The sequence below is a fragment of the Pseudomonas sp. NFACC02 genome (genome assembly GCF_900110765.1).
Classification (GTDB): Bacteria; Pseudomonadota; Gammaproteobacteria; order Pseudomonadales; family Pseudomonadaceae; genus Aquipseudomonas.
Genome location: NZ_FOEO01000011.1, coordinates 120,396 through 142,433 on the forward strand (window position 1 = coordinate 120,396; position 22,038 = coordinate 142,433).

The window sequence follows — 22,038 nt, forward strand, 5'->3', positions numbered from 1 at the left end:
GGGCTTTTGGTACGGATGCGCGATTACGAACGCTGATTGGCACGATTGTCGCTATCCAACAATGGGTCGACGAATGTCATGACCCTGAACACGCTCCACCTGAGCAACACCCTAATAAGAACAGATAAAAGGGCACGCCATGTCTCTCACGCTTGAGCACGTCAGCCGCGCCGTCGACGGTCAGATCTGGATCGACGATGCTTCGCTGAGCTTCGAACCCGGCTCATTCAACGTATTGCTGGGGCGCACCTTATCAGGCAAAACCAGCCTGATGCGCTTGATGGCCGGTCTGGACAAGCCAGACAGCGGCCGAGTACTGATGAATGGCAAAGATGTCACCCAGGTTGCGGTGCGCCGTCGCAACGTCTCAATGGTTTACCAACAGTTCATCAACTACCCGAGCATGACCGTTTTCGACAACATTGCCTCGCCCTTGCGTCAGGCGAAGATGTCGAAGGACGAAATCGAAAGTCGCGTGCGGGAAACCGCCAAGATGCTGCGGATCGAAAAATTCCTCACCCGTTACCCGCTCGAACTTTCCGGCGGCCAGCAACAGCGTACGGCCATGGCGCGTGCGCTGGTCAAGGATGCCGAGCTGATTCTGTTCGACGAGCCATTGGTCAACCTTGACTACAAGCTGCGTGAAGAGCTGCGTCAGGAAATGCGTCAGTTGTTCGAGACCCGCAACACCATCGCGGTGTACGCGACCACCGAGCCCAACGAGGCATTGGCGCTGGGCGGGACGACGACGATCCTGCACGAAGGCCGGTTGATCCAGAGCGGCAAGACGCCCGAGGTCTACCACCAGCCGAAAACCGTATTGGCCGCCGAGCTGTTCTCAGAGCCGCCGATCAACCTCATGCCGGGCCGCATCGATGGCAATGAAGTGAGCTTCGCCAACTTCGTGCACTTTCCGCTCAATGTCGATCTGCGCAAGATCGGCGACGGCGATTACCGCTTCGGCGTGCGCCCCAGCCACCTGAGCCTGGTGCCGTCCAACGATGACGACCTCGAACTGGCGGTGACCGTGGAACTCGCGGAAATCAGCGGTTCGGAAACCTTCCTGCACGTGCGCAATGAGCACTTTTCGCTGGTGCTGCACCTGCCGGGTGTTCACGAGTACGACGTCGATACGCCGATCCGCGTGTACATCCCGACTCATAAACTGTTCGTATTCGATCAGCAGGGCGGCCTTATCCAGGCGCCGGGCCTGCGCATGGCGAGGGTTGCCTGATGGCCGAGATCCGCTTGCAACAACTCGCACACAGTTACAGCGCCACGCCGAGCGGCCCTGAAGACTATGCCATTCGCGAGATGACTCACATCTGGGAGCAGGGCGGCGCTTACGCCTTGCTGGGGCCGTCCGGTTGCGGCAAATCGACATTGCTCAACATCATTTCCGGCCTGCTGAGCCCGTCGGAAGGCCAGGTGATGTTCGATGCCACGGTGGTGAACGACCTGTCGCCCGAGCAGCGCAACATCGCTCAGGTTTTCCAGTTCCCCGTGGTCTACGACACCATGACGGTGTACGACAACCTCGCGTTCCCGTTGCGCAATCAGGGCATGGCGGAAGCGAAGATTCAGACCAAGGTGCAGGAAATCGCCGATGTTCTGGACCTGCAACCGCTGCTGAAGAAAAAGGCCAAGGGCCTGACCGCTGACGAAAAGCAGAAAGTCTCGATGGGGCGCGGTCTGGTGCGTGACGACGTCTCGGCGATTCTGTTCGACGAACCGCTGACCGTGATCGACCCGCACTTGAAATGGAAACTGCGGCGCAAACTCAAGCAGATCCACGAGCAGTTCAACATCACCATGGTCTACGTCACTCACGATCAACTGGAGGCGTCGACCTTCGCCGACAAGATTGCGGTGATGTACGGCGGCCAGATCGTGCAGTTCGGCACACCGCGCGAGCTGTTCGAAAAGCCGCATCACACCTTTGTCGGTTACTTCATCGGCAGCCCCGGCATGAACCTGATCGAGGTCACGCCGGAACCGGGCGGCGTAGGGTTCGGCGGTATTCATCTGCCATTGGCGGAGGCCTTGCAACAGCGTCTGGCGGCCACCCGCTGGAGCACGCTCAAGGTCGGGATCCGTCCCGAGTTCGTGCACGTATGGGACGGTCCGTTCGATGACGCGATGTGCGCCGACGTGACCTACGTCGAAGACCTGGGGACCTACAAGATCCTCACCCTGAACCTGGCCGGACAGTCATTGAAAGTCCGGCTGCCGGAGGACAAGCCCGTGCCGCAAGGTCAGGCCTGGATCAGTTTCCCCGCGCAGTGGTTGATGCTGTACGCCGACGAATTTCTGCTGGAAGCCGACGCGAATCAAGCGCCGGTCAGCGAGGTGCCCCATGAGTAAGGTGCAGAACAACAAAGCCTGGTGGCTGGTGCTGCCGGTGTTTCTGCTGGTGGCGTTCAGCGCCATCATTCCGATGATGACCGTGGTCAACTATTCGGTGCAGGACATTTTCGACCAGTCCAGCCGGTACTTCGTCGGCACCGACTGGTTCAGGCAAGTGCTGCGGGACCCGCGCCTGCATGATTCGCTGCTGCGTCAATTCATTTATTCGGCGTGTGTACTGCTGATCGAAATCCCGCTCGGCATCGCCATCGCCCTGACCATGCCCACCAAGGGCCGCTGGTCCTCGGTGTGCCTGATTGTCATGACCCTTCCGCTGCTGATCCCTTTCAACGTGGTCGGCACGATCTGGCAGATCTTCGGCCGTGGCGACATTGGCCTGCTGGGCTGGTTTCTCAATGACATCCTGCACATCAACTACAACTACGCGGCCAATGCCTCGGACGCCTGGGTCACCGTACTGATCATCGACGTCTGGCACTGGACCTCGCTGGTCGCGTTGCTGTGCTACTCAGGTCTGCGGGCGATTCCGGACGTTTACTACCAGGCTGCGCGTATCGATCGGGCGTCGAACTGGGCCGTGTTCCGGCACATCCAGCTGCCGAAGATGAAAAGCGTGCTGCTGATTGCGGTGATGTTGCGCTTCATGGACAGCTTCATGATCTACACCGAGCCGTTCGTGCTCACCGGGGGCGGCCCGGGTAACTCGACGACGTTCCTCAGCCAGACCCTGACCACCATGGCGTTGGGGCAGTTCGACCTGGGGCCGGCGGCGGCGTTCTCGCTGGTGTATTTCCTGATCATTCTGTTGGTGTCGTGGGTGTTCTACACCGCGATGACCCACGGCGAAAAGAACTGAGGAGCGGCTCATGAACAAGCGCGAAACGCTGCCGTGGAAAAAGGTTGTGCCGTTGTGGATCTACCTGCTGTTCCTGTTGGTGCCGATCTACTGGCTGGTCAACATGTCGTTCAAGACCAACACCGAGATACTCGGCGGTCTGACCCTGTATCCGCAGGATTTCACCTGGGCGAACTACAAGGTGATTTTCACTGACGAAAGCTGGTACAGCGGTTACATCAACTCGCTGTACTACGTTTGCCTGAATACCGTGATATCGCTGAGCGTGGCATTGCCAGCGGCCTACGCGTTTTCACGCTATCGTTTTCTCGGTGACAAGCACCTGTTCTTCTGGTTATTGACCAACCGCATGGCGCCACCGGCCGTATTTTTGCTGCCGTTCTTCCAGCTCTATTCGTCCATCGGTCTGTTCGACACCCATATTGCCGTCGCGTTGGCGCACTGCCTGTTCAACGTGCCGCTGGCGGTGTGGATTCTTGAGGGGTTCATGTCCGGTGTACCGAAGGAGATCGACGAAACGGCCTACATCGACGGTTACAGCTTTCCCAAGTTCTTCGGGAAGATTTTCATCCCGTTGATTGGTTCGGGCATCGGCGTGACCGCGTTCTTCTGCTTCATGTTTTCCTGGGTCGAGCTGTTGCTGGCGCGCACCCTGACATCGGTCAACGCCAAGCCCATCGCCGCCGTCATGACGCGCACGGTGTCAGCTTCGGGGATCGACTGGGGCGTGCTCGCGGCAGCTGGAGTGTTGACCATTCTGCCGGGCATGCTGGTGATCTGGTTCGTTCGTAATCACGTGGTCAAGGGTTTTGCCCTTGGCCGTGTCTGAGGAGTCGAAAAATGGAGTGGATGTCCTGGACACTGCCGACCGCCATTTTCTTTGCGTCCATCGCCGCCATTCTGGTTGCGATGACCGTCTGGGAATTGCGCTCGGCGAGCATCGAACGTCGCGGCTTCCTGCCGATTGCCACGACCCGTGGCGACCGGTTGTTCATCGGTCTTCTCGGCAGCGCCTACCTGCATCTGCTGGTGATTGGTGCAACCGACTGGAGCGTTTGGGTCGCCTCAGGGCTGTCTCTGGTCTGGTTGTTGGTGGTCATGCGGTGGGGTTGAAGGTCTGAAACGCGTTCTGGTGTAGGAGCGCGCTTGCCCGCGATTGCGGTCTGTCTGCGAACGATGCGTCAACCGACACGCCCTATTGCGGGCAAGTGCGCTCCTACAAAGCAAAGGCAAAGCAGGAATACATAAGAATCAACACTGGAGGTGTCTATGTTCAATAAGAAAAACAAGCTGCGACATAGTGTGACGGTAGCAACGATGGCGATGCTCAGCGGATTGAGCGTTTCGGCTTGGGCCGATCAGTACGAAGATGCGGCCAAGAAGTGGGCGGCCAGCGAGTTCAAGCCGACGACCCTGTCCGACGCTGACCAGCTCAAGGAACTGGAGTGGTTCATCAAGGCTGCCGAACCGTTTCGCGGCATGGACATCAAGGTGGTTTCCGAAACCTTGACCACCCATGAATATGAATCGAAAACCCTGGCCAAAGCCTTCACCGAAATCACCGGCATCAAAGTGACCCACGACCTGTTGCAGGAAGGTGATGTCATCGAGAAGCTGCAGACCGCCATGCAGTCCGACAAAAGTATCTATGACGGTTGGGTCAACGACTCCGACTTGATCGGTACCCATTTCCGTTATGGCAAGGCGCTGTCTCTGACCGACCTGATGGCAAGCCCGGAAGGCGCCAAAGTCACCTCGCCGACGCTGGACATCAAGGACTTCATCGGCACCTCGTTCACCACCTCGCCTGAAGTCAAAGATGCCTCGGGCAAGGTCATCACCCCGGCCAAGCTGTATCAACTGCCTGACCAACAGTTCGCCAACCTCTACTGGTTCCGCGCGGACTGGTTCGAGCGTCCTGACCTGAAAGAAAAATTCAAAGCCAAATACGGGTATGAGCTGGGCGTTCCGGTGAACTGGTCGGCGTACGAAGACATTGCCAAGTTCTTCAGCGAAGACGTCAAGGAAATCGATGGCAAGAAAGTCTACGGCCACATGGACTACGGCAAGAAAGACCCGTCGCTGGGCTGGCGCTTCACCGACGCGTGGTTCTCCATGGCGGGCAGCGGCGACAAAGGCCTGCCGAACGGCCTGCCGGTGGACGAGTGGGGCATCCGTGTCGAGAACTGCCATCCGGTCGGTTCGAGCATCACCCGTGGCGGCGACACCAACGGCCCGGCCGCTGTGTATGCCACGCAGAAGTACATCGACTGGCTGAAGGCCTACGCGCCGCCGGAAGCGGCCGGCATGACCTTCTCCGAATCGGGTCCGGTGCCGTCTCAAGGCAACGTCGCTCAGCAGATTTTCTGGTACACCGCGTTCACCGCCGACATGACCAAGCCAGGTCTGCCGGTGATGAATGCCGACGGCACGCCGAAATGGCGCATGGCGCCTTCGCCTAAAGGCCCGTACTGGAAAGAAGGCATGAAACTGGGTTACCAGGACGTGGGGTCGTGGACCTTCCTCAAGTCTTCCGACGAGAAGAAGCGTCTGGCGGCCTGGCTTTACGCGCAGTTCGTGACCTCCAAATCGGTGTCGCTGAAGAAAACCATCGTCGGCCTGACGCCTATTCGTGAGTCGGACATCAACTCCAAGGAGATGACCGCGCTGGCGCCGAAACTGGGTGGTCTGGTCGAGTTCTACCGCAGTCCGGCCCGCGTGCAGTGGTCGCCGACCGGCACCAACGTTCCGGATTATCCGAAACTGGCACAGCTGTGGTGGAGTCACGTGGCTGAAGCGGTCACCGGCGAGAAAACCGCGCAGGCGGCGCTCGACGGTCTGGCCAAGGACCAGGATGCGATCATGACCCGCATCGAGCGCTCCAAGGTTCAGGAGGCCAGCGGTTGTGCGCCGAAGATGAACCCGGAAACCTCGGCTGAAGAGTGGTACACCAAGGCCGAGAAGAGCAACGGTGCCTTCCTCGCGCCACAACGCAAGCTGGCTAACGAGAAACCGAAGGGCGAAACCATCGCGTACTCCGATCTCCTGAAAAGCTGGGAAGCAGCGAAGAAGTAAGCAGTAGGGAAACAAAAAACGGCACCTTCGGGTGCCGTTTTCGTTTGCGCCGTTTGCCGATCAGCCGTGCAACGTTTCTGCCGCGTACAGCGTGTTCTCAAGCAGGCAGGCGCGGGTCATCGGGCCTACGCCGCCCGGAACCGGCGTGATCCAGCTGGCGCGGGGCAGGGCGGTTTCATAGACGACGTCGCCGACCAGCTTGCCATCGTCCTGACGATTGATGCCGACGTCGATGACGATCGCGCCTTCCTTGATCCACTCGCCCTTGACCAGGCCCGGTTTGCCGGCGGCTACCACCACCAGGTCGGCCCGGCCCACGTGTCCGGCCAGATCCTGGGTGAAGCGATGGGCCACGGTCACGGTGCAGCCCGCCAGCAGCAACTCCATCGCCATTGGACGACCGACGATATTGGACGCGCCGACCACCACTGCGTCCTTGCCGTACAGATCGACACCGGTACTTTCCAGCAAGGTCATGATGCCTTTGGGTGTACACGGGCGTAGCAGCGGGATGCGCTGGGCCAGACGGCCGACGTTATAGGGGTGGAAACCGTCGACGTCCTTATCGGGCCGAATGCGTTCCAGCAGGCTGGAGGACTCCAGATGTTCCGGCAGGGGCAGTTGCAACAGGATGCCGTCGATGGCCGGATCGTCATTGAGGCGGTCGATCAGATCGGTCAGTTCGGTCTGGGTGGTTTCGCTGGGCAGGTCGTAAGCGCGGGAGATGAAACCGACTTCTTCGCAGTCTTTGCGTTTGTGCGAGACGTAAACCTGAGAGGCGGGGTCGCTGCCGACCAGAATCACCGCGAGGCCCGGCGTGCGCAGCCCTTGCTCGCGACGTTCGGCGACTCGTTGGGCGATCTGCTGGCGCAGGTTGGCTGCGATCGCTTTGCCGTCTATTAGTTTTGCAGTCATTACGCGTGATTAACCATCGGAAGGGAGGGAAAAAGAGCGCGTATTCTCGCATGACCTGACGCAAGGGCAAAGGCGGTTGGTCTGCTTAATAAGCTAACCCCTTTAATTAACTGAATTTTTTAGAAAAAAGTGTTGACGACCTTTCGGGCCGTCTATAAGATTCGTCGCACTTGTCGGGCACAACCCCACACAGGATCAGCCGGAAGCGGCTAATCAGGTCGAAAGGTTGATTAAGTCAGGTAGAGTTCAGATCGGCTCAGCGTGATTGAAAGCTCTTAATTTGCAGTCGCGAGACGCAGATTAAATAAGCGCCCGTAGCTCAGCTGGATAGAGCATCCGCCTTCTAAGCGGATGGTCGCAGGTTCGAGTCCTGCCGGGTGCGCCATTAACGGCAGCTTTGGCACAAGTAGCGTTCAGGTTGAATGCGTCGGTTACAACGCAATATGGTGGGCGTAGCTCAGTTGGTAGAGCACGGGATTGTGACTCCCGTTGTCGAGGGTTCGATCCCCTTCGTCCACCCCATATTCGAAAAGGCGCCAGATTCATAATCTGGCGCCTTTGCTTTAAGCGCTTCAAAACGCGGATGTGGTGGAATTGGTAGACACACTGGATTTAGGTTCCAGCGCCGCAAGGTGTGAGAGTTCGAGTCTCTCCGTCCGCACCAGCTACAAACCCTGAGAAGTGCCATCAGCCTTCAATGGGATCAAAAAGCCGCCTGGTGCGGCTTTTTTTATGCCTGCTGTTTCCCCTCCCGACGTCACCCAACCTGATACTTCTGCTAGTAGGCAGCCGCCGTGCTCCGGTGTTCAATCCCCTTGACGCTTGCGGGTTTTGCCGGTCGCTTCATCCGCTTGTGGATGAAGCGTTCGCCAGGGATTCAACATCATGCCTAGAAGCCGCTCCGACATTGACGCCAATCCGCCTCAGGCTCTGCTTGCCGCGCCGAGGGTACCCCAAGCGCTGCCCGACGTACCCGGCGGGGAAGCAAACCTCCTGCCGGTCAGCGCATTGTCCGCGCCTTTGAACGTCACGTTCGAGAAGTGGGCCAACAGCGGTAATGGAGGGACGCTGACGCTGTTCTGGAACAATACCTCCATTGAAACCAAATGTTGGGACACCGACATCCCGGAGGATGAGTTGTTCATCCTGGTGCCTCAGGCTTTTCTGGTCGAAGGGCACCCCAACCTTCGGTATGAGGTGATCACGGATGCCGGCGTGACAACAGATTCGCAAACACTGACTCTCACCATCGATACCACATCGCCATTTTTGAACCCGATCAGCGAGTTGAGGTTTCCTCCGGAGGTGATCAGCGATGGTGTCACCGCGGACTGGCTGGTTGGCCATGGCGATACGCTTCAGGCGCAGGTTCCTGATTACGTCCAGATCAAGCCCGGGGATGTCATACGCTTTTACTGGAGCGATGACGCTACGACGTCGACGCTTGCCGGTGAGAAGACCGTCGAGCCACTGGATATCGGCTCGCCGCTGACCGTCATGTTCGAGGGCATAACGATCCGGGACCGGGGGGACGGAAGGCGGTTTGCCGTTTATGACGTGCGTGACCGCGCCGGAAATCTAAGCCAGTCATCGACACCGGTAGAACTGTTGGTCCTGGCACAGTCCCGCGTGTTGCCGTGGCCCACGGTCATGGAGGCGCCGGGCGCAGGGCCAAACGTCAGCCTGAATCCCCTCAATGCGACCTCGGGGGTGGTGGTACAAGTGCCGACCAGCGCGGTGATCAATCCCAATGAGGAGATCACCGTCATATGGAGGGGCACCGGCGTCACCGGGCAGTACGAAACCAGCGTTGCGCAGCCGCCGGGTTCTCTTGAATTTCCCGTGCCTGCGAGTGCGGTGCCTGCCAACTTTTTAAAGACCGTTGAGGTGTATTACCAATTGAATGCTCCGGGCAGTGGTGTCGTCGGTCGCTCGCCGTTCCTGCATCTGTCCGTAGGGGCGGTGCTTCCGGTCAGTCGCTTTTCACAGATTCGATGCGACGAGGCCCCTGGCGGCACGCCGCTGTCCTTGTCTGCGGTGCCTGATGGTTGCCACTTTTCTCTCGATAAATGGGTGTTCATTGCAGCGGATCAAAAGGTCTCGGCCTGGATCGAGGCCGTAGACCCATCGGGTCTGGACTTCATCTATGAGCTGGTGGTCGAGCGTCCGGTGAGCGCCAGCGAAGTGACGGCGGGGGTCAAGGGCATCGCGTTACCCCGTGATCAACTGGCGCGCATGAAGGTCGACGAGTCCTTCACGGTGTGTGTCACCGTCCGGTTTGACGACGCGGTGGAGCCCACGGACTTCCCCGTCCTTTCCAAACTGCTGGTGGATTGAAGGCGGCCTATTCAGCAAGGTCCGCCGACTGGGCGCACCGAGGACCATCAAGATGGCGAACTACTCAAAAGGCGAGCTGCTTGAGTGGCTGTCGGGCGGCACCAGAACCTTCGGCTGGGATGCGGTGATTGCTTATAGCCGCAAGGAGGCCAATGCATTGCTCAGGCAGCAGTTCATCGCCCATCTCGCCGACGCTCCGGTCTTTCCCTTGATGCAGGGGGACATAAATGGTGGGGGTGTCGTCAAGCACCTGCGCAATGTGCAGTTGGGGCCGCCCTTGCTGTCATTCGAGGACGCTGACCTCGATGAATCCAGCGCACGCATCACCTTGCGTATTGTGGGGGGGCAAGTCGTGACGGTGGGTGAAAGTGGCGTCGTGCAAAAAATCCAGGAATTGATACCGCTCTTCAGTCCAGAACTGTTCATGCACATCGACCTCGGCAAAACCGACGGAAACAGCACGAGGGCGGGTGAGTTGTACCTGGACCTGACCGGCGCGTATGGCTTCTCCACCAGCCTGTTTGAAGCGAACGATGAGGTGGGGCAGATCCAGACGGGGTTGTTCTTCAAGGACCGCTTTGCCGAGTTGCCCCAGAGCCGGCGTTTTAACCTGGGGACCATTGCCCGGGGTGACGGGTCGTTTGCGGTCGACAGTTTTGAGATCAGGACGCAATGCGCACCCGGTGCAAGCGTGAGAAGTGCGCAGAACTTCGGTGACGGTGCCGTGCTGATGTTCATCAACTTTGCAGGGAACGCGCCGGGGAGGATGCCAACGCCGGAGGGCTTCAGGTATCTGATTCCAGAGGAAGCATTCGGAGCGGTGCTGTTGCTGTCGACGCGTAAACTGCTGACGCTGCTAACCGAGCCGATTGGCGCTCACATTGATGAAGGAGTCAGTTTTCAGGTCACCACGGCGTCCAATACCGGGGTGTATGCTGAAGCCAATGGCGATTGGACTCATTTCAGTCTGGAAACTTACAGAATCGGATGGCAGAGCGGGCCGTCCTGTTCCACGGCGAGTGTGACCGACTACACTAAAACCTTTTCAGTTTCATCGCTGAGGCTTTCAATCGACGGTGGCACGTTAGGGCTGGCCTGGGACCAGAAACATCAGAGACCGTGGTACTCCTTCGGAATGGGCTGGCCGTGCTCCCATCCCGCATCGGTTTATTCGGAAACGACCAGTAACTCGGGGGAGTATCTTGCTGATCTCACGGTGACCGCCGAGTTTGTTGCGGCGCTGAAACCTGACAGTGCGGCCATTGTATTTGAACAGTCTTCATACGCATCCTCGGTCACTTGCTCCGGCATGCATGCGCCTTCCCCTATAAACAGTGCTGAGGTCGAGTCTCATTTTCGGGCACGTATCGCGAGCGAAGTGAAGCGCACCTTCGACTCTTTTCCCTCTATGACGCTGCCCGTAGGAGAATTGATTGCAGTGCTGTTTGCTGACACGAAAAGTATCCGCACGAAAGAGGTGGACGTTCCTCAGGATCTGGTGTGTTTTGGCGATATCAATGCCAATGAAGACACGCCGTCTCTGTCTCCCGATGATTCAGTGCTCAGTGCGAACGGCACCCTGAATTTCACCTGCAATGTACCGGTTGCCCAGTGGATGCTGCGCAGCAGCGACGGTGGTGACGATCCGAAGAACGTTGGCCTTATCGATGCTGGTCGCTATCGGGCCCCTGACATGGCGGACGCGGACGAAACGAGCCGACGTATCGTCGTGACGGCTCACGATCAGCAGGGCCGCCAGGCACACGCCTTGATCACCGTGCTCAAAACACCGATTGCCGTGGACCCGGTTTTTCAAATAGTCCGTCCTGGTGATCGCTGTGAGGTGATGGCGGGTGCGCTCGACAGGTCGGCGGTGGAGGCGCGTCTCATACCGCAGTGGCCAGCGATTGCACCTTCCTTGGCGGCCAACGCTGACAAGCCGGGCAGTTACCGCTTCGATCCCGGCACCACTGACAAGATCAATGAGTTGAGCCTGGACCGGATCGAGTTCACCAGCAACACCTATCCAGGTGCGCTTTCGCGTTCGTTTGTCCTGACCCAGTGGCGACCTGATACAGCCCGCATCATCGTCGACCCGCAATGGGAAGGGCCGCCCGGCAGCGCAAGGTTGCTGCTGCTCGCGGAAAATGAAGACTGGGAGTTGGTGCCTTACGATGGCGCGGACTGGACGCTGTTTGCCGGTGACGGTTCAGTGGACGAAAACGGGATCTATCGCTATCCACACATCGCTGATTGTGGTTTCGGCATCGTGCGGGCGCGACTTGATGATGACGGCTACGAGCTGCGTGCTCATCTTGTCATTCCACGACAGCCGACGGCATCCAGGTACGTTACCCGGTTCAGGGCGCTGGCCGTGGGCATTGGGAGCATCACCCTGACGTGGGAACCACCGACCACGTCTGAAAAGCCTTGTTATACGCTTCTGTGTGATGGGACCTTGATGTTCTGTGGCTTTTTTCCGCCTGTCCCATACCTGATACACCTGGAAGCCGGGAAACGCTATCAACTGATCCTCAGGACAACCTATGGAGACGACCCACAGCCCTATGATTGTGGGCCTCTTACCGTGACTGTTCCGTTGACCTGAGTCGAGGCTGCCGAGGTGAACGACGGCTGCTGACCGCTCACTTGTACGTGATGGTAAAGTCCAGCGCGCCTTTGGCCTGGCCGGCCTTGACCAACGCGTCCGTCTGGTAGAACCGGGCATTGAACGGCAAAACGGTGTCCCCGCTCGGGCTGATGGCCTGCAACGGCACCTCGACGCCGAGGCCCACCGGCGTGCTGGCGTCCGCGAGCAGCAGTTGTATGCCTACACCTTCGGCGGTTGAATCGGTGCTCAGGCTGAAAACGCCATTCATTGGATCGCCGATGGGGACCGAGCCGTTGACGCCGTCCAGGCGAATATTGGCGGTGGTGACGCTGCCGCCGCTGGCCGGATCGGAGATGCAACTGTTCAAGGTGAGGGTGAAGGGGGTTGCCCGGGTCGTGTAGCCCGGACCTGTGAAGTCCGACTGTTGCCACTCGCCCAGATCCACGGGATCGGCACTGACCGGCGTACTGGACACTGAGCATTCTGCCTGGGTCACCGTGCCGGTCACCGACAGCGACCAACCCTTGCCGACACCGGTGTATAAACCCTGGGCCAGTTCGCGTCCATCCAGCATCTGCGGACCCGGCGCAATATCTCCGATTTTCACCAGCGTGATGTAGGCATCCATTGAACTCTGCTGCCAGTAGAAAAACATGGAGCCGTCGATATAGCCGTTGTAAGGAACGATGGGCGGGCCATCCAGGTTCCACAGGTCTTGAGGCCCGCTGACAGGTTGGCCCAGTTTCACCCGGATGCCGACGCCGGGAATCGACGTCGTGAGAATCTTTCCGTCGCTGTTGTCACCTCCGATCGGTGGCAAGCTGCCGGAGAAGGCCGGTGCGGTGTTCCGGACATTCAGATTGATGACGGGCACGACCTGAGTATGGCACAGGAGTGTTACGGCGCCGGGACCCTGCCTCACCCAGATAAGCTTGTCGAGCGTGCCGATGACGTCACCGATGGCCGCGTCTCTGGGCACGAAAACCGGGCCAATGTCAGCCGTAAACTGCATGGGGCCGTACTGGTCGTTTTGCCAGAAACAACCGTCGTTAATGTCATTGGCCTGGGCGTGAGAGAACGGCAGCAGGCTGCTCAGTGCCGAAATCGCCATCAGCGATGGGAGAAGTCTGTTCATGTGTGTCCGAATCCAGGAAGCAGCAACCGTGCAAGGCCGGCTGCTACTGAAGTAAAAAGATGCCACTCAAGCGTTTTCATTGGCTGCGCAGATCAGGGTTTGCAAGCGATAGCCCTGCTGTTCTGGCAACTCATCGGGATCGATCTCGAATTCGCACCGCTGTGTGGCTTTCTCGCCCCATTTCACGACCAGACCCTGTTTGCCGTGGCCGACATTCAGAACGGCCTGGCCTGCCTGACCGACTATGCCCAGTGCCTGCCCGTCGGTGGTGTGAACCTGGGCGCCGAAGGGCAGCGGAGATCCTGTGCTGTCGTGGAAGGTCGCCACCAGTCGTTTCACCACCTGTGCGGCGAAAGTGGTTTTAACCACAGCACCGCGTCGCGGCACCAAGTGAGTGACACCGTTTTCGATCTCGACATCCGGCCCGAGGTTATCGGTATTGAGCACCACTCTATTGACTCGATAAGGGCGCATGTAGGGAACAAGGGCATAGCCGCGTTCATTGGTTCTGACCTGACCTGCGTTCAATACGCCGACATCCGCAACGCCCGGGACTTCGATCAGAGCCGCGGTCTCGCCGATGTACGGGCCAGTTTCAAGCCCGTCCTCGTGCAGCAGCAAAGCCCCGCTGGCGTTGACAGACGCTTGTGAGTAATGGCTTGCCTGAGTCATGCCGGCGCCCACGTTGCCGAAAGGCGCCTGATAACCGACGCTCAGTGAGGTGGATTTCTCCCTTGTTTCGCTGTTCGCCAGACCGGCGCGGTAGCTCAGACGGTCATCCAGGGTCCGGCCCGACAGGCTGGCGCGCTGGCTGAGCGCTTTGCCGTTGTCCAGCAGGTCGAACGTGGCGGTCGTGCTGCGCCGGGTCGAGCCCAGCGGCATGCTGATGCTCAGGCCAATCTGACGATCATCGTAGCCACGATCAGTCAGTGACTTTGAAGCGTACAGGTTGTAGCTGATGTCGTTGTGTTGCGTGTTGAAGCTGAATTGAAACTGGCGTTGTTCCTGACTGAGGCCCCAGTAGTTTTCCTGAGACAGCGTCAGGCTTAGCGCACTGGCCTTGCCCAGGTTCTGGTAGACCGCAGCTTCCAGCCGGCTGCGGCGGTTGCCTTGGTAACGTTGGTCCTGGCTGCGCTGACGCACCGCTTCGTCGAAATCGCGATAGCCTTCGGTGGAGTAGCGATAGCCGGCGAAACGCAGGTTGGTCCGGGTTTCGAACGATTTGCCGTATTTAAGCGCATAGCTGCTGCCCTGGACCTTGCCGACACCTCGGGTATCGATGTCGGTGCTGGAGCGTGTCACGTCGAAGGAAAGCGCGCCGAACCGGCCCAGGCTTTGACCCACGCCCAGATTGCTCGCGGTGTAGAACGCATTGCCGAGCAGCCCGCCGTACAGCGTCGTGCCGCCAGGCAGTCCGGTTGCCACGGTACCTTGCCAGAACAGCGGATTTTGCTGACCGGCCGGGTCGTTGTAGCGACCCAGGCTGGCGCTGTAGCGCCAGACCCCTTCGCGAAGCAGGTTGCCCAGTGTGGCGTAGGGTTGTGTGAAGCGCTGGACGCGACCGTCGTCCTCGGTCACCACGATCTCGAGCTCGCCACTGCCACCGGCGACATTGAGGTCGTTGATCTCGTAAGGTCCGGGAGGCACGTAGGTGGAGTAGATGGGATAGCCGTTCTGGCGAATCTCGACCTTGGCCCGTGTCTGGGCAACACCGCGGATGACCGGGGCATAACCTTGCATCGAGTCGGGCAGCATGCCCATGTCCGATTGCAGATTGATTCCCTGGATCGGCAGGCTGCGAAAGACGTCGCCGGGGGTGAAGGTCTCGCCCAGCGTGAGCTGGCCGAACGTCCCGGGCAGATCGTGCTGGGCATAGGTATAGGCGCTGTTCCAGTCACGCGAGCCTTGTGAGTCGTGCCGCAGAGAGTGGTTGCTGCGCAGGCGCCAGCCACCCAGGTTGACGCCACTGTTGAGGTACAGATCAGCACCGTGCTTGCGTCCGTTGAGGTCGCTGCGGCTTTGCTGGGCCGAAGCCTGATAATTGACGAAAGCGGTGTTAATGCCTTGATCCCAGCGCGAGGGATCGACATACCCGGCTGCATCTCGTCGCATGGCGATCTGCGGGATCGAGATGTTCAGCTTCAGACGGCTGCCGTCGAACTCGACGGTCGCGCCCGGAATCAGTCGCGGCAGGTCGATACAGTCTGTTTGCAGCCCTTCGTCGGTGGTGAGCGCATCGAGCCTGGCGCCCATCTCTTCCAGCAACGGGCGAGACAGACAAGCGCTCAGCCGCTCATCGCTGCCGGCGGTAAACGCCAGTTCGCGGTGATCGAAATACTGTTGGTTGACGCTGATGCTCACTTGATAGCGACCTGGCGCCAGCGCATCGTCGTTAGACAGGCTGCGCAGAGCCAGCGCTCCATCTTGTTCGTCGCCGAGCTGGCGCATGAAGGAGGACTGAAATTCGAGGGGGGCAGCGGTGGCAGAACCGCTGAACGGCAGGCTCAGCCCGCTGCCGACGATCATTGCGCAGTGCAGACGGGACGGCCTGCCGGGGTGTCGCAGACGTCTGAAGAAGAGAGGCATAGTGGTATTCCGCAAGTAACAGGGCGACCGTCAACGGTTCGCAGTAAGCGATTGCGTGAGGGGTTTGCTGAAACCGCCGTAATCGGAAATCACCGAAAATCTGACCTGCGCCTCGGCGCCTGGCACGAAGCTTCCCAGCGGGTAGGTCTGGCGCGAAAAGGGAGCGGCCATGGGGGTGTCGTCGATTTTGTGGATGCGGCCCTTGTCCAGCAGGTCCAGGGTGATGAACGAGACATGAAACGGCGTGGGGTTATCGACGACCAGATGACGTTCCTTGTCGGTCGTGATGAGCGACCAGGTCAGCCGCTCAAGCGCGTCCAGCGGGTTTTCCTTCAGCTCGACGGGGCGGTAGAAAAACTTGATGCGTGAGCGCAGGGCGATGGTCAGCTTGTTGCCTTCGCGGGTGTCGGTCTGCGGGATTTCCTGGGCGTTGAAAAAGAACAACGACTCCCGGTCCTTGGGCAATTGATGGGGCAGGGCGCTGATCTGCACGTGTTGCTCCTTGCCGGGGCCTAACCGGAACAAGGGAGGGGAGGCCAGGAAGGGAACGGGCGTAAGGTGGTCGTCTGCGGCGGTGTTGATCCATGTCTGCACCGCGTAGGTGGCGTTGCTGGGGTTGGCCACGGTCAGCGAAACGCTGCGTTTGTCACTCTGAAAGATCACGCGTGTGCCGCTGAGGGTCAGGGCGCCGTGGCTGGCGGGAAGGTAAGCCATGAAAAACAGTGCGGCGCACAGGCTGCGCAAGGGCTGGGAGGGCACGAATCGCCCTTTGTACATCGGCATGAGAGGCTGTCTTTGAAGTGGGGCGTTAACGCGCCGCAGAGCGATACCGGCCTTTGGCCTGAATCAATGGGCGCGGGCAACCGCGCCCGGTGCTGACTGCACACCGGACCGGTTGCCTGGCAGGCCGTGATTACTGGAAGTGAACGGTGAAATCGGCGTCGGCGTCAGCCTGACCTGGTGTCAGCGTGCCAATCCGTTTGTACAAGGCCGTGAAGTACAGCAGGCTCTCGTTGGTGTCATCGATGGGGTAGACCGAGGACTGCAGGCCGTTCTTGACCGGCAGTCCCTTGGCGTCCTTGATCACGATGGCCACACCGTCCGCAGCGCCGGCACCGGTTTTGATGGCGTAGTTTTCACCGCTGGGGTCGCTACCTTGCACAGCGTTGAAGGTCACGGTGGCGGTTTTGCCCGGGCCCACCACGCAATTTGCATCCGGGGAAATCTTCAACTGGAACGCGCCGCCGCCGGCCTCGTCACCGACAGACGCCAGTGAGCCGGTGCTCACTTCACCCATGGACACGTTGCTGCTGACATTGCCGCTGCCCGGATCGATGACCTCGATCGGACAGGTGTTGGCAACGATCTTGCCCACGAAGTTGATGGTTCCGTCCTTGGCCATGGCCGAAGAGGTTGCAAAGCCCAGGAGCAGCCCCAGGGGCAGGATCGCGAATGACTTTTTCATGACACCTATAATTCCTTGAAAGTGTGGCTCGATACCTGAACCAGCACGTTGAAGCCGTGTGGCCTCACGCCGGACAGCAGACGAGCAATGCTGCCGGGCACGTTGCTGGTGGGGGCGCACTTTAAGGAGATGGGCGTCACGGCAATATGAGAGAACTCTCAAAGTGAGCGCGGTGGTTGTAGCAAGGTGTTACTGCGATGGATGCAAGGTGTAACTTTTCATCAAGCGAGTGGCCGTTGAGAGGCTGTGCTGTGATGCAGCAAACGGCAATGGTGGACTTGCGTGACCGCCCAAGGCCATGGTTGTTCTCCGTAAAACTACGTCCCTGCCACCCCTTCTTTTGGGTGAGGAGGGGGCAGGGCATTACGTTTTTTGACTCAGGATTGTGGGCCTCTTCGTATGTTGCGCGCCCGGTCAATCGTTTTTGAACCATTCACGATTTTGTCTGACGTCTGATAAGGCCAGAACCTGTCTTTCTCTGGGATGGATTGTTTTACCGGAACTGCAGGCGCGGGCTTGGGAACAGGCGTATCCACGTCAATCGCAGTTTGCGTGCTTGCATGACCAAACTCGACAGTTTCCGTTTGCGTGCCGACCACTGCGGTGTTCGTTTCCGTCTGTGTACTCGAGATTCCCGTTTTCGGTATCGTTTGTGCCACTTTTTCGGGAGTCTTTACGCCTCCGGGAGGCGTCAGAGGTGCGAATTCATCGCTCGATATGCTCGTAGCGGAACGGACGGAGGATCTTCTAGATGAGTGTGGTAAGGTCAGTTCAGGACGGGGGATACGATACGTAGTCGCCTTAGCCTCAAATTTTTCAGGCAAGACGTCCCAGTCCTCTAGGCCGAACGATCCTCTCGAAGCGCCACCCGCAGCATCATCCGCCCCTTCTTTCGCCGAACCCACAAAACCATGAAGCTTCCCGGTCTTGCTGAAGTTCGCCGCCGCTGAAAACGCGCTGAACAGCATCGATACCACGCCGGTAATGATGCTGACGTTATCCAGCGTTCGGGCGTGTTGCCGGTCTTCGTCCATCGACCCCATGATTCCGGTCACGCCGGAAGCAACGCCGGTACCGACACCGGCCCCCCATAGGCCCCATGCGACCAGGCCTCCAGCGACAGGGGTCATGCCGCCCGCGGTGACCACTGTTGCGGCAATGCCGATCAGACCCAGTGTTACGCCAATCCAGCTTTTGAGTGAGTGCCCGCTGGGGTCGACGGCGTTGATCGGATCGCTCAGGCAATACACGTAGGGATTGACGCCGCCCGCACCGAAGGGGCTGAGGGAATCAGGGCTGTGGAACCGCATCAGGGTCGGGTTGTAGGCGCGATAACCCTTGCCCAGCAAGTACCAGCCGCTTACGGCATCGCGCACCTCGCCGTTGAAGGCCAGCAAGCTTTGCAGCGGCTCGTCCCCATGTGGTTCACCGTACGGGTCGTATGTCACATGGCGCGTGGTTTTTTGTTGGCATTCGCCAATAACCGAATATTTTGGATCGGTCATCAGCAGCAGCGTCTGGCTGTCGTCGCCCGGTGTCTGTTGCCCCAAGGGCCGTCCGCTTTCCCTCAGGTAGCTGATCGCTGTGCCGGCCTGCAGCGTGTTGGTCAGTTGGCCCTCTTGATAAAAGCGCAGCGATTCGGGCTGTTGCCCATGCGTAACGGCCATGAGCTGATTGTGCCCGTCATAGCGGTACCGGGCTTTTATCTGACCCACCTTGTCGGCAACACTCAGCAAACGGCCCTGACTGTCGTACGCCAACTGCTGATCATGCTCATCCCTGGTCAGGTGGCCGTTGTCGTCGTATACAAGCTGGACGGCCGGCTTCTTCGGATCGTCATAACGAATCTCGGTCAACTGGCAGGGGTCTGCCGGATTGAAGTGGTAGGTGGTTTTATCAGTGCGACCGTCGGCATAGGTCGTGGACAAGGCGGTGATGTTGTCCAGAGTGTCGAAGGAGAAGTCCTGCCGGGCGATGGTTTCGGCAGGGCTCGACGCTGCGGGCTCGGCGCAGGTGTACACCTTGAGGCGTCCACGCAGGTCGTAACTGAAGGTTTCCGCCTGTAGCGTCACATCACCTTCGCGCAACGTGCGCGCCATCAGTTTGCTGTCCGCTTGATAATGCTGCTCGATGCTGCGCGGTACCTGGCCGTCAATGCTCAGCGTTCTCAGAATTTCGCGACCCAGGTCGTCATGTTCCAGCGCAGTGTGGATCTGTTCTCCGCTGCCGAGATCGGTGCAGGTGGTCGAGCTCAGCCAACCTTGCGCCGCGTAGCTGAACTCAGCCTGCAACTGGCCTTGAAATATGGATTTTACCCGGCCCTGCGCGTCTTGTTCGTACCGGGTTTGCAAGCCGCTCACATCGATACGGCTGATCTGCCGTCCCCTCAACGAGTTGTTGTAGGTCACCGAAAACGGTTCGGCCTTGCCGCTGTCTGTTGCGCGTCCTGCCAGACGGTTGATATCGGTCCAGCTCTCGCTGCTCAGGTTCCCGGCCAGATCATATTTGAAAGCGTGCACACCCTGTTTGCTGCGGGTCGCGGTCAGTTGGGCGGTCTTGAAGTCATAGCTGAAGGTGGCGTCTTCATCGGATGTGGTACAGGTTTGCGGCAGACTGGTAAGACCCAGCTCATAGCTGTACTGCAGCCGCTCGCCAGCCGGGGTCACGTATTCACTCACGTTCATCTGGCTGCCGTTGTAACCGTATGTGCTCGTCCGCGGGCCGACCTTGAGCTGTACCTGCCGGTTGAGCCCGTCAAACAGTCGTTCACCTGCCAGCACGCTGGGCAATGCTTCGTTGTCCGGCACGATCCGCACGCTGATCGGCAGGGCTTCGCGGGTATGCGGGGCATACGTCTTGCTGACCACGGTCATGTCGGGCAGATGAGTGTGCAGCAGCCGTCCCCATGCGTCGTACTCGAAACCGCTGGTGTGGTCCATGGGGTCCGTGCTTTCGACACACCGGCCAAGACCATCGTAGGCGTAAGTCTGCTCCAGGTAGTGTTCACCTGTTTTTTGCCTGACGCTAAGGGGTTTGTCGAAGCCGTTGCTGACGGTTTCACTCCAGAGTGAAAGGGTTGTTTCCGTTTCTTGCCAGTGGGTTCGTTTCAGGGTGATCGGGTCGAATTCGCTGACGTCCACCACCGCATCCGGGCGCGTGATTCGGGTTACTGCCCCCCAGTCGTTGTAGGCATAGGTCGATGTCAGTTCCAGCGTTTGCAGTGTCTGTCCCTGGTCCGGTTGCCAGTGATCCCAGGATGTTTCCTGTTCCAACTGGCCATAAGCGTTGTACTTCCACGCCTGAACCTTCAAGAAGTCGGGGACTGACTGATAAATTTTCTGATGGTATTCAGCAATCGCCCGACGCCGCATGGCCTGGTCCGTAGGCACGGTGCCGTCATTGGCGGTCTTCGTCTGAGCTTTCGGGAGCTCGGGTGCTGGCTGATAAATGTTTTGATGGTATTCGGCAATCGCCCGACCCAGCCCGTCTAGTTCCGTATGCGTGGTGACGTCATTGACGTCCATGGCTGACTGTAAGGCCTTGTCGCCTGGCTGGCTGCACAGCGTGTAAGTGTAAAGACGACGGGCTTCATAGGAGGTGCCGGGGGAAACAATCTCTTCGACGACTCTGCCCAGGGCATCGTAACGGTAGTTGATTTCGACGTCGTTCTCGTCCTGATCAAGCAACGGCAGACCGGTCAGCAATGAGTGTTCGAGCGTGACGGTTTTGGTTGCGTTGAGGTCAGGATTCGAGAACGCGGTCGACAGGGTTTTCGTCGTTTTCTGAACCTGCTCTGCACCGCGTTTTTGAATGGTATTCACATAGCTGTAGTCGGTGTGCGACGTTTCACCGTTGAGGGTTTGTGATTCTCGCCTGATGCGCCCGAACAGAAACGGCTCACTTACATCATCGATGTATTGCGTTTCGGTGCGTTGCAGTTCGACGTCCTTCTGGTCCTTCACGTCCACCTTTTCCGCCACTTGCAGCAGGGTTTCGCTGTCCAGCGCCAGCCACTTGCTCAGCGTGCTGCCCAGGGTGGGTTTTTCACTGTAGCGGTAGACGCTGAGCAGGGTCGGTGCCGGAACGCCGAAGTCGCGTTTCGCCTTTCTGGACTTGGCGAAGGCGGTTTGAAGGCCTGCCACCACGCAATGCGTGCGCGTGTCGCGTAGCCGCAGGTCATGCCGGGTGCTGGCCGGTTCAACCCGTTTTTCCTTCAGTGTGCGCACGAAGCCGTCCGGGTCCTCTGGGCAGCCATCGCCACCTTCCTTAGGGTAATAGCTGCTGATCTCCCGGATGCCGGTGGGCAGGGTCTGCACCAGCAGGTTGCCGTAGGCGTCGAACTCGGTGAGGGTGGTTTCCACCCGTTTGTTGGCCGAGCTGCTGCGCAGGTACCAGGTCTTGCGCACTTCGGTGACCAGTTGGCACTGGGCCGGCTGCTGATCGAAACTCAGGTTGGGACTCTGGTCGGCGTAGTAGCTGTTTTCCAGCAACAGGACGTTGTCGTTCTGCCGGGTTTCTTCACTGACCAGCAGGTGAAAGCGGTTGAAGACCCGGTGAATGCGCCGCACGTCGCGCTTCTGGACGTTGTCGTAAAGGATTTCGGTGGTGGTGTACTGATAGGGGATGCTGACCTTGTACAGGTTGTCCTGACCGTCATCGCTCCAGATCAGGCCCTGGGCGCCAAAGCCGAG

Annotated in this window: 14 protein-coding genes and 3 tRNA genes; 11 read left to right on the plus strand and 6 right to left on the minus strand. The window is 59.1% G+C overall.

The features are described from left to right. Positions 1 to 139 precede the first annotated feature (139 nt). From BMY73_RS12335 to BMY73_RS12360, 6 genes are all read left to right on the plus strand, one after another. Positions 140 to 1,234 (plus strand): ABC transporter ATP-binding protein, encoded by a 1,095-nt coding sequence (locus tag BMY73_RS12335; protein ID WP_092407345.1) that lies wholly within the window; start codon positions 140 to 142, stop codon positions 1,232 to 1,234. After that, entirely contained in the window at positions 1,234 to 2,364 is a 1,131-nt protein-coding gene (locus tag BMY73_RS12340; RefSeq protein ID WP_092407347.1) for an ABC transporter ATP-binding protein, read from the plus strand. Before BMY73_RS12335 ends, BMY73_RS12340 begins: the two co-directional genes overlap by 1 nt. Then, positions 2,357 to 3,223, plus strand: a complete 867-nt coding sequence (locus BMY73_RS12345) for a carbohydrate ABC transporter permease (RefSeq protein WP_092407349.1) — start codon at positions 2,357 to 2,359, stop codon at positions 3,221 to 3,223. Before BMY73_RS12340 ends, BMY73_RS12345 begins: the two co-directional genes overlap by 8 nt. Positions 3,224 to 3,233: 10 nt before the next feature. Then, on the plus strand, positions 3,234 to 4,052 hold the full coding sequence (locus BMY73_RS12350; protein ID WP_371914971.1) for a carbohydrate ABC transporter permease: 819 nt from the start codon (positions 3,234 to 3,236) through the stop codon (positions 4,050 to 4,052). Between the two features lie 11 nt (positions 4,053 to 4,063). Next, entirely contained in the window at positions 4,064 to 4,336 is a 273-nt protein-coding gene (locus BMY73_RS12355; protein ID WP_062390287.1) for a DUF2160 domain-containing protein, read from the plus strand. Between the two features lie 156 nt (positions 4,337 to 4,492). Continuing rightward, positions 4,493 to 6,298, plus strand: coding sequence for an ABC transporter substrate-binding protein (locus BMY73_RS12360; protein WP_092407351.1), 1,806 nt, complete (start codon positions 4,493 to 4,495; stop codon positions 6,296 to 6,298). A 60-nt stretch (positions 6,299 to 6,358) separates the two neighbouring features. Here the strand turns inward: BMY73_RS12360 and folD are convergent, their stop codons facing one another. Beyond that, positions 6,359 to 7,213, minus strand: coding sequence for a bifunctional methylenetetrahydrofolate dehydrogenase/methenyltetrahydrofolate cyclohydrolase FolD (gene folD / locus BMY73_RS12365; protein WP_092407353.1), 855 nt, complete (start codon positions 7,211 to 7,213; stop codon positions 6,359 to 6,361). Positions 7,214 to 7,521: 308 nt separating this feature from the next. Here folD and BMY73_RS12370 point away from each other — a divergent pair. The 5 genes from BMY73_RS12370 to BMY73_RS12390 all read left to right on the plus strand — a co-directional run bounded on the left by BMY73_RS12370 (position 7,522) and on the right by BMY73_RS12390 (position 12,158). Continuing rightward, a tRNA-Arg gene (locus BMY73_RS12370) sits at positions 7,522 to 7,598 on the plus strand. 61 nt (positions 7,599 to 7,659) lie between these two features. Next, a tRNA-His gene (locus BMY73_RS12375) sits at positions 7,660 to 7,735 on the plus strand. Between the two features lie 57 nt (positions 7,736 to 7,792). Next, positions 7,793 to 7,877, plus strand: a tRNA-Leu gene (locus tag BMY73_RS12380). A 221-nt stretch (positions 7,878 to 8,098) separates the two neighbouring features. Next, complete coding sequence (locus BMY73_RS12385) at positions 8,099 to 9,550, plus strand: hypothetical protein (RefSeq protein ID WP_092407355.1); 1,452 nt, start codon at positions 8,099 to 8,101, stop codon at positions 9,548 to 9,550. Between the two features lie 52 nt (positions 9,551 to 9,602). Further along, the gene (locus tag BMY73_RS12390; RefSeq protein ID WP_092407357.1) at positions 9,603 to 12,158 is read left to right on the plus strand and encodes a hypothetical protein; all 2,556 of its coding nucleotides are present in this window, start codon (positions 9,603 to 9,605) and stop codon (positions 12,156 to 12,158) included. Between the two features lie 37 nt (positions 12,159 to 12,195). Here BMY73_RS12390 and BMY73_RS12395 read toward each other — a convergent pair whose 3' ends face one another. From BMY73_RS12395 to BMY73_RS12415, 5 genes are all read right to left on the minus strand, one after another. Next, positions 12,196 to 13,296 carry a fimbrial protein gene (locus tag BMY73_RS12395; RefSeq protein ID WP_092407359.1) on the minus strand — a complete coding sequence of 367 codons (1,101 nt, stop codon included), beginning with the start codon at positions 13,294 to 13,296 and terminating at the stop codon, positions 12,196 to 12,198. A gap of 66 nt (positions 13,297 to 13,362) precedes the next feature. Continuing rightward, positions 13,363 to 15,882 carry a fimbria/pilus outer membrane usher protein gene (locus BMY73_RS12400; protein ID WP_256571171.1) on the minus strand — a complete coding sequence of 840 codons (2,520 nt, stop codon included), beginning with the start codon at positions 15,880 to 15,882 and terminating at the stop codon, positions 13,363 to 13,365. Between the two features lie 30 nt (positions 15,883 to 15,912). Next, positions 15,913 to 16,665 carry a fimbrial biogenesis chaperone gene (locus BMY73_RS12405; protein ID WP_175500175.1) on the minus strand — a complete coding sequence of 251 codons (753 nt, stop codon included), beginning with the start codon at positions 16,663 to 16,665 and terminating at the stop codon, positions 15,913 to 15,915. A 130-nt stretch (positions 16,666 to 16,795) separates the two neighbouring features. Beyond that, positions 16,796 to 17,347, minus strand: a complete 552-nt coding sequence (locus BMY73_RS12410; protein WP_062390584.1) for a fimbrial protein — start codon at positions 17,345 to 17,347, stop codon at positions 16,796 to 16,798. A 377-nt stretch (positions 17,348 to 17,724) separates the two neighbouring features. Next, the coding region (locus BMY73_RS12415) for an RHS repeat-associated core domain-containing protein (protein WP_092407363.1) at positions 17,725 to 22,038 on the minus strand (4,314 nt) is incomplete at its 5' end.